The 12,981-nt window shown below is 46.7% G+C and carries 9 protein-coding genes; 4 read left to right on the top strand and 5 right to left on the bottom strand.

The genetic code is table 11. The annotated features are described in order from the left end of the window. Positions 1 to 135: 135 nt before the first annotated feature. Positions 136 to 1,041: a tRNA 2-thiocytidine(32) synthetase TtcA gene (ttcA, locus tag OC23_RS00160; RefSeq protein ID WP_038341924.1), complete on the bottom strand. Its 906-nt coding sequence runs from the start codon at positions 1,039 to 1,041 to the stop codon at positions 136 to 138. A 497-nt stretch (positions 1,042 to 1,538) separates the two neighbouring features. Between ttcA and OC23_RS00155 the strand changes: the two genes are divergently transcribed. Together OC23_RS00155 and htpX are read left to right on the top strand one after the other, a co-directional pair. After that, positions 1,539 to 2,408: a lytic transglycosylase domain-containing protein gene (locus OC23_RS00155; protein WP_038341922.1), complete on the top strand. Its 870-nt coding sequence runs from the start codon at positions 1,539 to 1,541 to the stop codon at positions 2,406 to 2,408. 216 nt (positions 2,409 to 2,624) lie between these two features. Beyond that, positions 2,625 to 3,530: a protease HtpX gene (gene htpX / locus OC23_RS00150; protein ID WP_038341920.1), complete on the top strand. Its 906-nt coding sequence runs from the start codon at positions 2,625 to 2,627 to the stop codon at positions 3,528 to 3,530. A gap of 53 nt (positions 3,531 to 3,583) precedes the next feature. Here htpX and OC23_RS00145 read toward each other — a convergent pair whose 3' ends face one another. The 3 genes from OC23_RS00145 to OC23_RS00135 all read right to left on the bottom strand — a co-directional run bounded on the left by OC23_RS00145 (position 3,584) and on the right by OC23_RS00135 (position 8,992). Next, the gene (locus OC23_RS00145) at positions 3,584 to 4,177 is read right to left on the bottom strand and encodes a DUF4112 domain-containing protein (RefSeq protein ID WP_038341918.1); all 594 of its coding nucleotides are present in this window, start codon (positions 4,175 to 4,177) and stop codon (positions 3,584 to 3,586) included. Positions 4,178 to 4,255: 78 nt separating this feature from the next. Beyond that, positions 4,256 to 5,593, bottom strand: a complete 1,338-nt coding sequence (gene mgtE, locus OC23_RS00140) for a magnesium transporter (RefSeq protein WP_038341916.1) — start codon at positions 5,591 to 5,593, stop codon at positions 4,256 to 4,258. 291 nt (positions 5,594 to 5,884) lie between these two features. After that, positions 5,885 to 8,992 carry an efflux RND transporter permease subunit gene (locus tag OC23_RS00135; RefSeq protein WP_038341915.1) on the bottom strand — a complete coding sequence of 1,036 codons (3,108 nt, stop codon included), beginning with the start codon at positions 8,990 to 8,992 and terminating at the stop codon, positions 5,885 to 5,887. Positions 8,993 to 9,323: 331 nt separating this feature from the next. Here OC23_RS00135 and OC23_RS00130 point away from each other — a divergent pair, with 331 nt between their 5' ends. Both OC23_RS00130 and OC23_RS00125 read left to right on the top strand, forming a co-directional pair. Next, positions 9,324 to 10,937 (top strand): phosphoethanolamine transferase, encoded by a 1,614-nt coding sequence (locus OC23_RS00130; RefSeq protein WP_038341913.1) that lies wholly within the window; start codon positions 9,324 to 9,326, stop codon positions 10,935 to 10,937. A 168-nt stretch (positions 10,938 to 11,105) separates the two neighbouring features. Continuing rightward, on the top strand, positions 11,106 to 12,251 hold the full coding sequence (locus tag OC23_RS00125) for a glycerophosphodiester phosphodiesterase (protein WP_038341912.1): 1,146 nt from the start codon (positions 11,106 to 11,108) through the stop codon (positions 12,249 to 12,251). A 40-nt stretch (positions 12,252 to 12,291) separates the two neighbouring features. Here OC23_RS00125 and pnuC read toward each other — a convergent pair whose 3' ends face one another. After that, positions 12,292 to 12,864 (bottom strand): nicotinamide riboside transporter PnuC, encoded by a 573-nt coding sequence (gene pnuC, locus OC23_RS00120; RefSeq protein WP_038341910.1) that lies wholly within the window; start codon positions 12,862 to 12,864, stop codon positions 12,292 to 12,294. Positions 12,865 to 12,981: the final 117 nt, after the last annotated feature.

Genomic DNA, 12,981 nt, shown 5'->3' with positions numbered 1-12,981 from the left:
GAAGCAATTTGCTTGTGCCCTGTTATAGCACGTAATTTTTATTTTGGGCTATGATTTTTTGTACGCGGGGTTCAATTTTTAAATTTTTTATAAAAAAAGGTACTTAACCAGTACCTTTTCAAAAAGTTTTACACTTTACTCTGCGGCAAAACTCAGGTTGACCACATCCAGACGGTTCTTCATTTCTTCCGGATCTTTCATGTCAAACTCGCGTTGACTGTCCAGAGCTTCAAAATCAAATAACTCACGATCTGCCAGTTGAGACGGAGAAACATTCTGCAAAGCCCCGAAAATGCTGTGCAGGCGTTTCGGATGCTGTTTGTCCCATTCACGGAGCATGTCATTGATAATGGCACGCTGCAAGTTTTCCTGTGAGCCGCACAGGTTACATGGAATGATCGGGAACTGGCGCAATTCCGCGTACTTGATGATGTCCTTCTCTTCCACATAGGCCAAAGGACGGATCAGGATATTCTTTTTATCTGAAGATAACAGTTTTGGCGGCATTGCCTTCAGGCTTCCACCATGGAATAAATTCAAAAAGAAGGTTGCCATGATGTCATCGCGGTGGTGACCCAGCGCGACTTTGGTCGCCCCGATTTCCTGGGCAAAGCCATACAGCGAACCACGGCGCAAGCGTGAGCATACCGCACAGTAGGTCTTGCCTTCAGGTGTCAGGCGCTTGGTAATGGTATAGGTATCTTTTTCCAGAATGTAATATGGAATGTTGTTCTCTTCCATATAACGTGGCAACACATCTTCTGGGAAACCCGGCTGCTTCTGGTCCAGGTTTACCGCAACAATATCAAAATTGATTGGAGCTATACGCTTGAATTGTAGCAAGATATCAAGCATGGTATAGCTGTCTTTACCGCCAGAGACACAGACCATGACCTTGTCGCCATCTTCGATCATGTTGTAGTCACGAATAGCATGCCCCACCTGGCGACGAAGTTTTTTCAACAGGCGATAATAGGCCGAACTTGTCGGAAGTTCCGGCTTGAAATTAAATCCTTGGTTGGACTCCACTGGCGCGTACATAGACGTGATTTACTCATAAACAAAAATACCGCGCGATTTTATCTCATTCCGAAAAAATGCGCATCTAAAGAATTTTTCAATTTCTTTCAATCGTCATATTTCAGTTTCATACTGGTAAAATTCTGATCAAAATAATCACCAATGGTCTAGATCGCTTATATTTCAAACTTTTCCACAGTTGTCCACAAAAGCTGTGGATAAATTTGTGGATTTCTTGGCTATTGACAAACTGCCTTTATCTTAAAATAAGGCTTCCCATTAAATTGATCATTTTTTAACCACTCATTTTATTAAAATAAAATCAACAACTTATATATGTCAATAGATACTTTTTAAAAAAAATATTTTAATTTTTTTTGCTGAACATTCGCACAAATTGACTTGATTTTTGTCTAACAGCTAAAAATAAAAAAATTGTAGCAAAAGATCTTTTTTTACTTTTTTTTGTTAAACTGCGAAATGAAACTTATGCTCATCCTTTCGCGAATATTATAACGATGAACAAAACAACTTATTTTTTTGCTCTTTGCTTGGGAACAATCGGTTTTTTTAATGGCACGGCATCCAGTTATGCCGGGCAGACCATTTATCAATTTAAAGATGAAAATGGTACGACACTGCTCACCAACAAGAAAAAGGCAGAGTACAGTCACCTAAAAGTGGTCAAAGCCACTTATTATCCGGACAGTAATATCCATAGCTACAGTAACTGGGGCGCCAGTGAGGCTTCAGTCCTGCCAAGCTATAGCCGCAATAAAAATGCCTTTGACCCGCTCATCCGTCAGGCTGCCCAACAGCACGGAATTTCAGAAGGCCTCATTAAAGCCGTCATGCACACCGAGTCAGGCTTTAATATCCGGGCACGCTCCCCAGTAGGAGCACAAGGCTTAATGCAGCTTATGCCAGCTACTGCACGCCGCTTTAATGTCAGTAATGCCTACGATCCGCAGCAGAACATTTTTGGCGGGGCCAAATACCTGAGCTGGTTGCTCAAGCGTTTTAATGGCAATACCCAACTGGCGATTGCAGCCTATAATGCCGGTGAAGGCAATGTCGATAAATACGGCGGTATTCCCCCATTTCGTGAAACACAGGACTATGTGCGCCGTGTCACCAGCCGTTACCAGAACCTGTATGCCTCGGGCTTAGGTACCCTGTCCGATTCAACTAACAACAATACCCAGATACTGGCACAGTCCGCCAACCATGCTTCATCGGCAGAGGGCGTGGCCGAAGCTGCACCGGCACCCAAGTCTTATAACCGCCAGATCATTACCCTGGCAGATGGCACCTTTACAGATGCTCCGATCGGCACCTATACCACCAGCAATGCCACTGCTTCGGCCCGAATCCGGTTGAGCAACTGACAATTCAGGCAGTCTATTCTCACAGGATGATTTTGCCGCTGATTTTCCCTGTAAAATGCTTTTAAGTACCTGTTTCACAGCCAGTTCGTAGTTTTATTGGCTAAATGTATCCAGGCCTAATTTTTGCTTGAATTTTTGAGGTTCGCCCTGCATATTAGCGTTATGATTTATAATTTATAAATCAGATCACTTTTTCTTTATAAGAGGGTTTTCTCAATGATGCGGATTGGTTTGTTCTTGCTAACCAACCTCGCGGTACTGGTTGTAGCTGGCATTATCTTGTCACTCTTCGGTGTCGGTAGTTACCATGGCGCGGGTGGCTTGAATCTAGGCAACCTATTAGTCGTCTGTTTTGTCTTTGGTATGGTGGGTTCTGTAATTTCCTTATTCATGTCGAAGTGGATGGCGAAAAAAACCACTGGAACTGAATTAATCGACCCAAATGCACCTCGTAGTCAAGCAGAAGCTTGGTTATTACAAGAAGTGGCGCAATTATCTCAACGTGCAGGTATTAACATGCCTGAAGTCGGGATTTTCCCTTCTTACCAATCCAATGCATTTGCGACAGGTTGGAATAAAAATGATGCTCTAGTGGCCGTTTCAACCGGCTTGCTCGAGCGTATGAACAAAGATGAGCTTCGTGCGGTACTGGCTCACGAAATCGGTCACGTGGCCAATGGTGACATGGTGACCCTTGCCCTGATCCAGGGTGTGGTCAACGCCTTTGTCATGTTCTTTGCACGTGTGGCAGGTGACTTTATTGACCGTAACGTATTTGGTCGTGAAGATGGTGAAGCACCGGGTCTTGCCTACTTTGCCATTACCATTGTGCTCGATATCGTATTCGGTATTTTGGCTTCTGCCATCGTGATGTGGTTCTCGCGTCAACGTGAATATCGTGCCGATGAAGCAGGTGCGCGTCTGGCAGGTAAACAGGCGATGATTTCTGCGCTTTTACGCTTACAGGCCGAATCTGAAATGCCAGATCAGATGCCGAAAGAAATGAAAGCATTTGCAATTGCGGAAGGTAAGGAACAAGGCTTTAGCTTGGCTGCCCTATTCCAGACCCACCCAACCATTGAACAACGTGTTGCTGCATTACAGCAATTAAATGTTCAATAATCTTCTCCAGATAAATGAAATAAAGCCTCCACATGGAGGCTTTATTTTTATCGCTATCCAGCTTGATAAGACTGGTAGAGCTGCCATAGGTAGCTAAAACCGGCCCACACCGCCAGCAGCAGTAAAATCACGACTGCGATACCCAACAGATCGGGAATGCGTAACCAGATCCAGCTCACCAGCGGATTACGCCAGAAGGCAGAAGTTTTCTGTTTTTGCTCAAGTGATTCATGCAGGAACGGATGCACCACGTGAATGTCGCTATGTACCTGATACTCATCCCGGATGTGTTCATGCACAATCTCGAGCGTCTTGCGGCTGGGGCGGATAAATACGTCAAATACAGTGCCGACAATCGGGACGAAGCCAACCAGCATATCTATGATTGCCAGCTTGACCACCCCTTTGAGCTTATATTGCGGTACGCCAACTTCCCGGGCCTTTTTAAAGGCATACAGGGTCAGAATAAAACCGGCAATATCGCCAGCAAACGGAATCGTGCTGAGTGCCGCATCTGCACCGACTCCCTGCTTGGTAAAGGGTATGCGGACCAGACTGTCCATGGTATTGGCAAATTTGGCCAAATCACGCTCGACCGCGATCGCTTGCTGCTGGGTTAGTTTTTTTTGTTCTGGGGAATCACGCATTCACTTTACCTAAAAATGATGTTTATCCTTGAGAATAAAGTAGTTTTTAGCAGTTGTCGGTACAATTATTATTACCGCCTAGAATAAAATCATCGACGCGATAAATAAGTAGACGATTACTCCTGTCGCATCACAAATCGAAGTGACCAGCGGCGCTGAAGCACTGGCCGGGTCAAGTCCGGCCCTGTTCAAGATAAAAGGCAAGCTCATCCCGATCAGACAGCCCATCAGCACAATTCCCATCATGCTCAGCGCAAGTACCAGGGCGACCATCTCATCACCACGGAAATAGCCCAGCAGGGAAACCGCCACCGCCATGGTGCCGCCGAGACACAGGGCCACCAGACTTTCCCGACCAAGCAGATAGAACCAGTCCTTAAACTGGACATCGCCCGTGGCCAAGGCCCGTACCATGAGCGTAGAAGATTGTGATCCGGCATTTCCGCCACTTCCGACCAGCAAGGGCAAGAAAAACACCAGAACCAGATTTTGCGCAATGACATCTTCATAGTGTGCAATTCCGATCCCCGACAGCAGGCTTCCAAAGACCAGAAACACCAGCCAGAACACACGTTTCTGGTAGAGTTGCAAGATAGGCGCAGATTTAATGCTCAGCTTGGACGAGGCATTGACCGCCCCGACTTTCAGGAAGTCTTCGGTTGCTTCTTCACTGGCAACATCCATCGCATCATCATAAGTCACGATCCCGACCATCATGCCATAATGGTCAATAATCGGTAAGGCCAGCAAATCATAACGGGCAATGGTCTTGGCCACCTCGTCCTGATCGGTATCGACATAGGCCGTCAGCACATTGGTTTCCATCAGCTCGTTAATATCCTGCTCTTCAGGGGCCAGAATCAATTGCTTGAGCGACAATACCCCAAGGATTTTTCGGGCCTGATCCAGCACATAGGCAAAATAGATGGTTTCCGTATCGGGTGCTTCCAGACGTAACATCTTAATCGCATCTTTTACCGTCATGTTGGGCTTGAGCGTGGCATATTCGGAACTCATGATCGCCCCGGCAGTTCCTTCCAGATAGGATGAAAGCTGGCGGATATCTTCCCTTTCGGCCTGAGCCAGAGCAGGCAACAAGGTGTTCTGCTGCTCCTGATCCAGACACTTGAAAACATCGGCCCGTTTGTCCGAAGACATCTCGCCAATGATTTCTGCCAAGGTATTTCTGGGCATGGCCTTGGCAAGCTTGACCTGTTCATTAGGCGGAAGATAGGAAAAAACATAGGCACGCTCAGGCAAATGCGTGAGCAACAGTTGGCTTTGTTCTACAGAAAGCTGGGTCAAGACATCGGCAATATCAACTGCCCGGAAAGTCTGTACCGACGCCAGTGCAAGTTCAATATGGTTATTTTTAAGTGCGTCACTTAATAGATATAAAAAATTATTGTAGCTCATGTCAGCCTCTTCACTACACATCACCTGCAATGAAGAACGCGACACAGCCTCTTATTTTAAAGCTGGATCAGGTGCTTCATTCAGGGTGTGATGAATATGAAAATGTGTAATTTGGGATAAATGACAACTCTGCGTGTCCATTTAGGCAATCAACCCTCATCAGACCGTTTATACGGCACGGCAATACTACAAATTTTTTTAAATGTTCTCAACTTGGTCAACAAAAATGAACAATTCCTGTCCTCATCCGCACAGTAAAACGTTGATTGATGTCAGCAACCGGAAGCCATGTTACGGCATCATGTCTGGCCGTTGCTTGGGCTTAAACCGGGAGCTAACCAGCACATACATGAACGGAATAAATACCAAGACCAGTACCGTCCCGAAAACAACACCGCCAAAGACACTATAACCGATTGCCTGCCGGCTCAACGCACCCGCACCACTCGAAAACATCAGCGGGATGACACCGGCACCAAAGGCAATCGAAGTCATCAAAATTGGGCGAAGCCGTAAGCCGGCAGCCTGTAAGGCAGCATCCAGCGCTTTATGTCCCTGTTGCTGCAAGCTGGCAGCAAACTCGACCATTAAGATGGCATTTTTACAGGACAATCCGATTGTGGTCAGCAAGGCAATCTGGAAATAAATATCATTGGCAAATCCAAACATGTAACTGAATAAAATGGTTCCTCCCACCCCCAAAGGAATGGCAGCCATCACCACAGAAGGAATTGACCAGCTTTCATATAGTGCCGCCAGACACAGGAAAATAAAAGCCACAGAAACCAGATAGAGCCAGATCGCCTGATTGCTGGATTTTTGTTCCTGATAGGATAACCCGCTCCAGGCCAGCCCGACATCAGGCATTTTATCGACCAGTTGCTGAATGGCCTGCATGCCCTGCCCACTGCTATAACCCTGTGCTGCGTCGGCATCCAGACTGATGGCCGGATAGCCCATAAAGCGTTCCAGCATCGGCGGTGCGCCTTGCCATCCGATCTGGCTAAACTGTGAAAACGGCACCATTTGTCCACGGGCATTTTTCACATACCAGTCATTTAAGTCTTCCGGTTTTGAACGGTAAGGTGCATCTCCCTGTAAATACACCCGCTTGATCCGGCCCCGGTAAATAAAGTCATTGATATAACTGCCACTCCAGGCCGTTGATAAGGTACGGTTGATTTCATTGAGATTCAGCCCATGTACCATGGCCGCTTTATGGTCAATCCTGATATTGAGTACAGCCTGATCATCATTGCCCTTTTTATCCAGGTTCTCAACGAAACCGAGTGCATTGCTCTGTTGCTGCAAGTCCTGAAAAGACTTTAACAGGCTTTCACGTCCCAGCCCCCTGGTATCTTGCAGCCAGAAGTCGAGTTTATCGGAGTTCCCTAAGCCACGTATCACTGAAGGCATCATGACCATAATACGCGCCTGGTTATTTTGCGAAAAATAGCGCATCGCACGTGCCCGGATTTGCTGGGCACTATTTTCTGCACCTTTTCGCTGGTCCCAGTGTTTGAGTGAAACAAAGGCCTGCCCGAGATTTTGACCGGTACCAGAAAAATTGCGGCCATGAATCACCATCACTGCATTTAAGTTGGCTTTTTCATGTTCGAGAAAATAATCGGAAATATACTGGCCGACGTCTTCGGTCTTGCTCATTGGCGTACCTTCCGGCAAACGGAACTGTACGCTTAAGGTTCCCTGATCTTCCTGCGGCAGAAAACTGGTTGGCAGGTCGCGATAAATCCAGATAAAGCTTCCCACCAAGATCACCATCCCGATCAGGGCAATGCGCTTGAACCGGATGACTTGTTGCGAAACCCGCAGATAACGGTTTTTGAGTCCGTCCAGTCCCTGATTGAACAGCAGCGCCCAACGCGCCTGTTTCTGCTGCGGCTTGAGCAGAATGGCACATAAGGCCGGCGTCAGAATCAGTGCCACCAGCAGCGATAGCCCCATCGCCACAACAAGGGTGATGGAAAACTGCCGGTAAATAATGCCGGTTGCCCCACTAAAAAACGACATCGGAATAAAGACCGCCGTCAGCACCAGTGTGATCCCGACCAGCGCCCCGCTCATTTCCTGCATGGATTGAATAGAAGCAGCTTTGGCATCCAGCTGCTGTTCATGCATCAGCCGTTCGACGTTCTCAACCACCACAATCGCATCATCAACCAGCAAGCCGATTGCCAGCACCATGGCAAACAGGGTCAGGGTATTAATGCTCATGCCTAAAACGGCCAGAACTGCAAAAGTGCCCAGGATCACCACCGGAACCGTGATGGCCGGTATCAGGGTGGCACGCCAGTTTTGCAGGAAGATAAACATCACCAGCACCACCAGACCGATGGCCTCGATCAGGGTGGAAATCACTTGCGACATGGATTCTTTTACAAACGGCGTATCATCACGTGGATACACCACGAAATAACCTTCAGGCAAGGTTTTTTCCAGACGCGATACTTCCTTATAAACGGCATCTGCCACCTGCATGATATTTGCCCCTACCGTCAGGGACAAGGAAAGGCCTGAGGCCGGATAACCATTGATACGGTTAAATACCTGATAGTTCTCTGCCCCGACTTCAACCCGGGCAACATCTTTTAAATAGACAAAGCTGCCATCGGTATTGGCTTTTACAATGATATTTTCAAATTGTTCTGGTGTACGTAACAATGACCCCGAAGTGACTTTGGCATTTAAATATTGCTGATCAGACGAAGGTAAATCGCCAATGGCGCCGGCTGCCACCTGTGTATTCTGGTTTTCTATGGCACTGCGTACATCACTGACCTGCAGTTGATAACGTTCAAGCCGTTGCGGATTCAGCCAGATCCGCATGGCATATTGCGAACCAAAAACACTGACTTCACCCACTCCTTCAATCCGGCTCAGGTTCAGTTCAAAGTTATTGGTAATATAGTCTGAAATATCCAGATTGCTGGAACGTCCAGACTTGTCAGCAACCCCGATGACCATAAAGGAGTCACTGAGCGACTTACGGACATTTACCCCTTGTCGCTGTACATCATCGGGTAAACGGTTAATGGCACCATTGACTGCATTTTGCACCTGAACCTGCGCCTGATCGGGGTCGGTGCCCTGTTCAAAGAACAGGCTGATCCGGCTATTGCCGCTGGCATCACTGCTTGAGTTGAAATACAGCAGATGGTCAATGCCCTTAATCTGCTGTTCCAGCACCTGGGTGACACTATCTTCCACCGCCTGGGCATCTGCCCCACTATAATTTGTCGAAACGGTAATTCGTGGCGGTGCGATATCGGGATAACGCTCGACCGGCAAGTTTAAAATCGCAAATAAACCGACAGCCATCACAATAATTGCCAGTACAGTCGCAAAGATCGGACGATGAATAAAAAACTTAGAGAGCATGGCTGTTCAATCCATTTACGAAACAGTCAGTTTTTCAAAAACATAGATCAATATAAATACGTTTGGTCTACGATCATTACCGAGCTTACAGGCAAACGCCATGCCTATTAACATATCATTTCAAAAAGTAGAAATTGAGGAGAAATCATGGATACGGGGGCATAAAGCATGGTCCTGTATTGACCAGATTTGCACGAACCTGAGCGCTGGGCTGTGCCTGTCAATTTAATTTACTGTGCAATCAAAGACTTCTTAATTTTAAATTGACACATTCCCCACTTGAACCGATATTAGCACGCTTAGTTTATCTCCCCCATTGTATTAGGCATATATGAAGGCCAGCTTAAAAAACTTGAATATCCTGCTGCTGATCTTGCTGCCAGCCTTAATCACAGGCGGCTTGTTGATCGCAGTCGGTAATCTGACTGATGGCTTAAGGCTTGGTTTTTTATCATTGCCGGGCGTGCTGTTTATCTATCTGGCCATTACCCGGAAAAAAATATATTGGTACATGATTGCCATTATCTGGTGGTTCCTGGCCTGGCTAGATGCCCTGCTTCGCTCCAGCACCTGGTTTCTGTTCAACAGTGATAATGAAGCCTATTTTATTATCGAGGCACTTGCCAATACCAACCGTCAGGAAAGCCTGGAGTTTTTCCAGCTCCACCTGAACGCCCTGATCACGGTCGGACTAGGCTTACTGGTGCTGCTTACCCTATATAGCTTTACCGTGTTCAAGCTGGTAAAGCCCCTGCATTTTCAGCGACTGTGGCAAAGTCGGGTTTATCGTGGCTGTATCATTTTACTGGTGCTGCTGGCAACCACCAGTTACCTGATGAAGCCGTCACGCAAGGTACATCCGATTGTGTTCTGGACAGATTATCAGGCCAAAATTCAGGAGTTTAAAGACCGGATCAAGCAGCACAAACAGGTGCATCAGCAATGGGACAAGAGCGCCCGGCAGAATCTGGTCCTGACAGAACAGGCCAAAGGAAAACAGACTCATGTACTGGTATTGTCTGAAAGCCTGACCAGTCTCAACTTCGGTATCTGCGGCTATCCACGTAATACCACCCCCGAACTGGCAAAACAGCTGGGCGAGATCGAGGTATTTTGCAATGCTTTCTCTCCATCGCCTTCTACCATTAATGCATTGCGGGTGCTACTGACCGAAAGCCCGGCTGCAGATCATGACCGCTACTCACCTGAAAGCGTGCTCGCCTATGCTCGTGCAGCAGGATACAAAATTTACTGGCTCAGTAATCAGGATGATACCTATCTCTCTTCTTTATTTGGTTCCTATGCTGACAAAGCCGTCTATAAGAATAAACGCTCAGGCCGGAGCAGTACGTCTCTGGATGAAACCCTGATGCCTGATTATCAGCAGGCCCTTGCAGACCCTGAACCGAAGAAACTGATTATTCTTCACCTGATTGGCGCTCATCCGAATTATAAGGAACGCTATCCGGTAGCCTTTAATCAGTTTACCAGTAACAGCAATGATGCCGTAGAAAGTGATTTAAAGCGCAGGAATATTGACCCGTGGATTCGTTCCTTGCGCAATGATTATGATAATGCAGTCTTATATGAAGACTCGTTACTCAGTACCTTTCTGAATGATTTAAGGGCAGATGCTACCCCAGATTTTAGATCTTTTACCGTGGTTTCCGATCATGGCAATGAAGTCGGACATGAAATCGACTATGCAGGCCATAGCCCGAATACCAAGGCAGGCTATCAGGTTCCGGTCATCATGTGGTCTGACCGCCTGGCCTCTACCGGGGTAGACCGGGATAAACTTCTCAATACAGCCGAGCTTGACAATAACCTGATGCAGATCATGGGATTAAAAGACAAATCTTCTCCCTCCCAAACCTACTGGCTGGATGACAATTACCGTTTCACTCCGGAAGCCAACTGGCCTTACTGGAAAAATAACAACTAGCCAGCCCGATGAGCTCCGGTTTGAAAGATCCTTCAAACCGGAGCTATAGCGTTGTTTTTCTGTTTCATCCTGCTTGCTCTTTTCATAAAACCATCATTTCCTTGTCATATTCTTGATAGATTCATGCCTGAAACTAACTGTCTGAATAAAAAACACATGAGTTTATCTATGTTTAAAAAAGCCATACTTTGCCTGAGCCTGATCAGCCTTGCCGGCTGCAATGATGACAATAATGATCAAAACAATGTGACCCAGCCCGATGGACAAGCTGCAAAAATTCTGGTGATTGGCCATCGCGGAGCCAGCGCCCTTCGTCCAGAACATACGCTTGCGTCATATCAAAAAGCCATTGAGGACGGCGCGGACTTTATTGAGCCAGATCTGGTTTCAACCCGGGACGGGGTGCTGGTTGCCCGTCATGAAAATGAAATTGGCGGTACCACCAACGTTTCTACCCTGCCACAATTTGCAGACCGTAAAACAAACAAAGTGATTGACGGAACCGCTTTTAATGGGGGTTGGTTTACTGAAGACTTTAGCCTAGCCGAATTACAGCAGCTCAAAGCACGCGAGCGTATTCCCCAATATCGCCCAGACAATCAGAAATACAATGACCTGTATCCTGTTCCAACGCTGGAACAGATTATCGAACTGGCCGAAGCACATTATAAGAAGACCGGCAAAATCATTGGCCTGTATATCGAAACCAAGCATCCGACCTATTTTCAGAAGCAGAATCTGCCATTGGAAGATAACCTGCTTAAAACCTTATCTAAATATAAATATACCCGCGATATTGCGCCCATCTATATACAGTCTTTTGAAGTGGGCAATTTAAAATACTTAAAGAACCAGCTGGACTTGCACAAAAGTATCAAACATGTACAGCTCATCCAGCTCTATGATGCCGCAGATACCCAGCCTGCAGATTATGTGGCTGAGAACAACCCCAAGACCTATGCCGATCTGGCTACGGCGAGCGGGCTTAAAGAAGTCGCCAAATATGCCAATGGTGTTGGCCCATGGAAAAACTATATCTTTAAAGATGCTGCCATGACTAAACCCACCTCCTTTGTGAAGGACGCACATCAGGCGGGCCTAAAAGTCCATCCTTATACCTTCCGCCCTGAGAATGTCCACCTGCCAGACAGCTTAAAATGTAGCGCAGATAAAGCCAAACAAGCACAACGCTGCATCACAGGTTCAATCAAGGAAATGCAGCTGTATTTCAAGGTCGGGGTTGATGGGGTCTTTACCGATGATCCGGCCTTAGGTCGCCAGGCGGTACAAAGCTATCAGGCCACAACCAAATAAGTCTTGTTTCAAATTTAAGGGCAGCCTCGGCTGCCCTTAGTTATGCATGACGGTACTGTTTTTGCTTGGCCTGTTGCCATTGCCACCAGCCATAAGCAGCCAGCCCCACAAAGGCAGCATAGAGGCCTGCGGTCAGGAACACCTCTTTATAAATAAACATGCCCACATAGATGATATTGACAAAAATCCAGAGTATCCAGGTGGCAATATGTTTTCGGCTGGTCCAGTAAGTGGCCAGCAAGCTGAATGCCACCAGTTGGGCATCCAGCATCGGTACAGCAGCATCAGTAAAATGTTGAAGAATGAGGCCAAACAGCAGACCCAAAATAACAGCCCCAGCCATTTGCGCCACCACCTGACTTGTGCCAATCGGTTCAATCCGGATCTCATGCTCCTGACGTTTACCTTTCAGCCAGTAATAGTATCCATACATATTCATCGCAATAAAGAAAAATTGCAGCAGGGTTTCACCATATAACCGGATGGTAAAGAAAAAGTAGGCATACAGGCTACAAGCCAGAAAGTTAAACCACCAGCACCACATGTTACGTCGAATGGTTAAGGTCACACCAATCAGGCTGATCACGACCGCAAAAATTTCAAAGGCAGACAAGAGCAAACTTCTTTTCAGAATCTGTTGGCAACATTATGGAAAAATCTGCAAGTTTAGCAATGCCCAATTGTTGATTTACTTGGCCTGTATTTTTATCTTCATTTGAGAAAATGACTA

The sequence above is a fragment of the Acinetobacter sp. A47 genome (assembly GCF_000805455.1).
Taxonomy (GTDB): domain Bacteria; phylum Pseudomonadota; class Gammaproteobacteria; order Pseudomonadales; family Moraxellaceae; genus Acinetobacter.
Note: the sequence above shows the minus strand (reverse complement) of the source record. Positions and strands in the feature narration are given on the sequence as shown.

Excerpts from the sequence above, each read along its gene's own strand:
- ttcA (WP_038341924.1), bottom strand. The coding sequence starts at position 1,041 with ATGTACGCGCCAGTGGAGTCCAACCAAGGATTTAATTTCAAGCCGGAA.
- OC23_RS00155 (WP_038341922.1), top strand. The coding sequence starts at position 1,539 with ATGAACAAAACAACTTATTTTTTTGCTCTTTGCTTGGGAACAATCGGT.
- htpX (WP_038341920.1), top strand. The coding sequence starts at position 2,625 with ATGATGCGGATTGGTTTGTTCTTGCTAACCAACCTCGCGGTACTGGTT.
- OC23_RS00145 (WP_038341918.1), bottom strand. The coding sequence starts at position 4,177 with ATGCGTGATTCCCCAGAACAAAAAAAACTAACCCAGCAGCAAGCGATC.
- mgtE (WP_038341916.1), bottom strand. The coding sequence starts at position 5,593 with ATGAGCTACAATAATTTTTTATATCTATTAAGTGACGCACTTAAAAAT.
- OC23_RS00135 (WP_038341915.1), bottom strand. The coding sequence starts at position 8,992 with ATGCTCTCTAAGTTTTTTATTCATCGTCCGATCTTTGCGACTGTACTG.
- OC23_RS00130 (WP_038341913.1), top strand. The coding sequence starts at position 9,324 with ATGAAGGCCAGCTTAAAAAACTTGAATATCCTGCTGCTGATCTTGCTG.
- OC23_RS00125 (WP_038341912.1), top strand. The coding sequence starts at position 11,106 with ATGTTTAAAAAAGCCATACTTTGCCTGAGCCTGATCAGCCTTGCCGGC.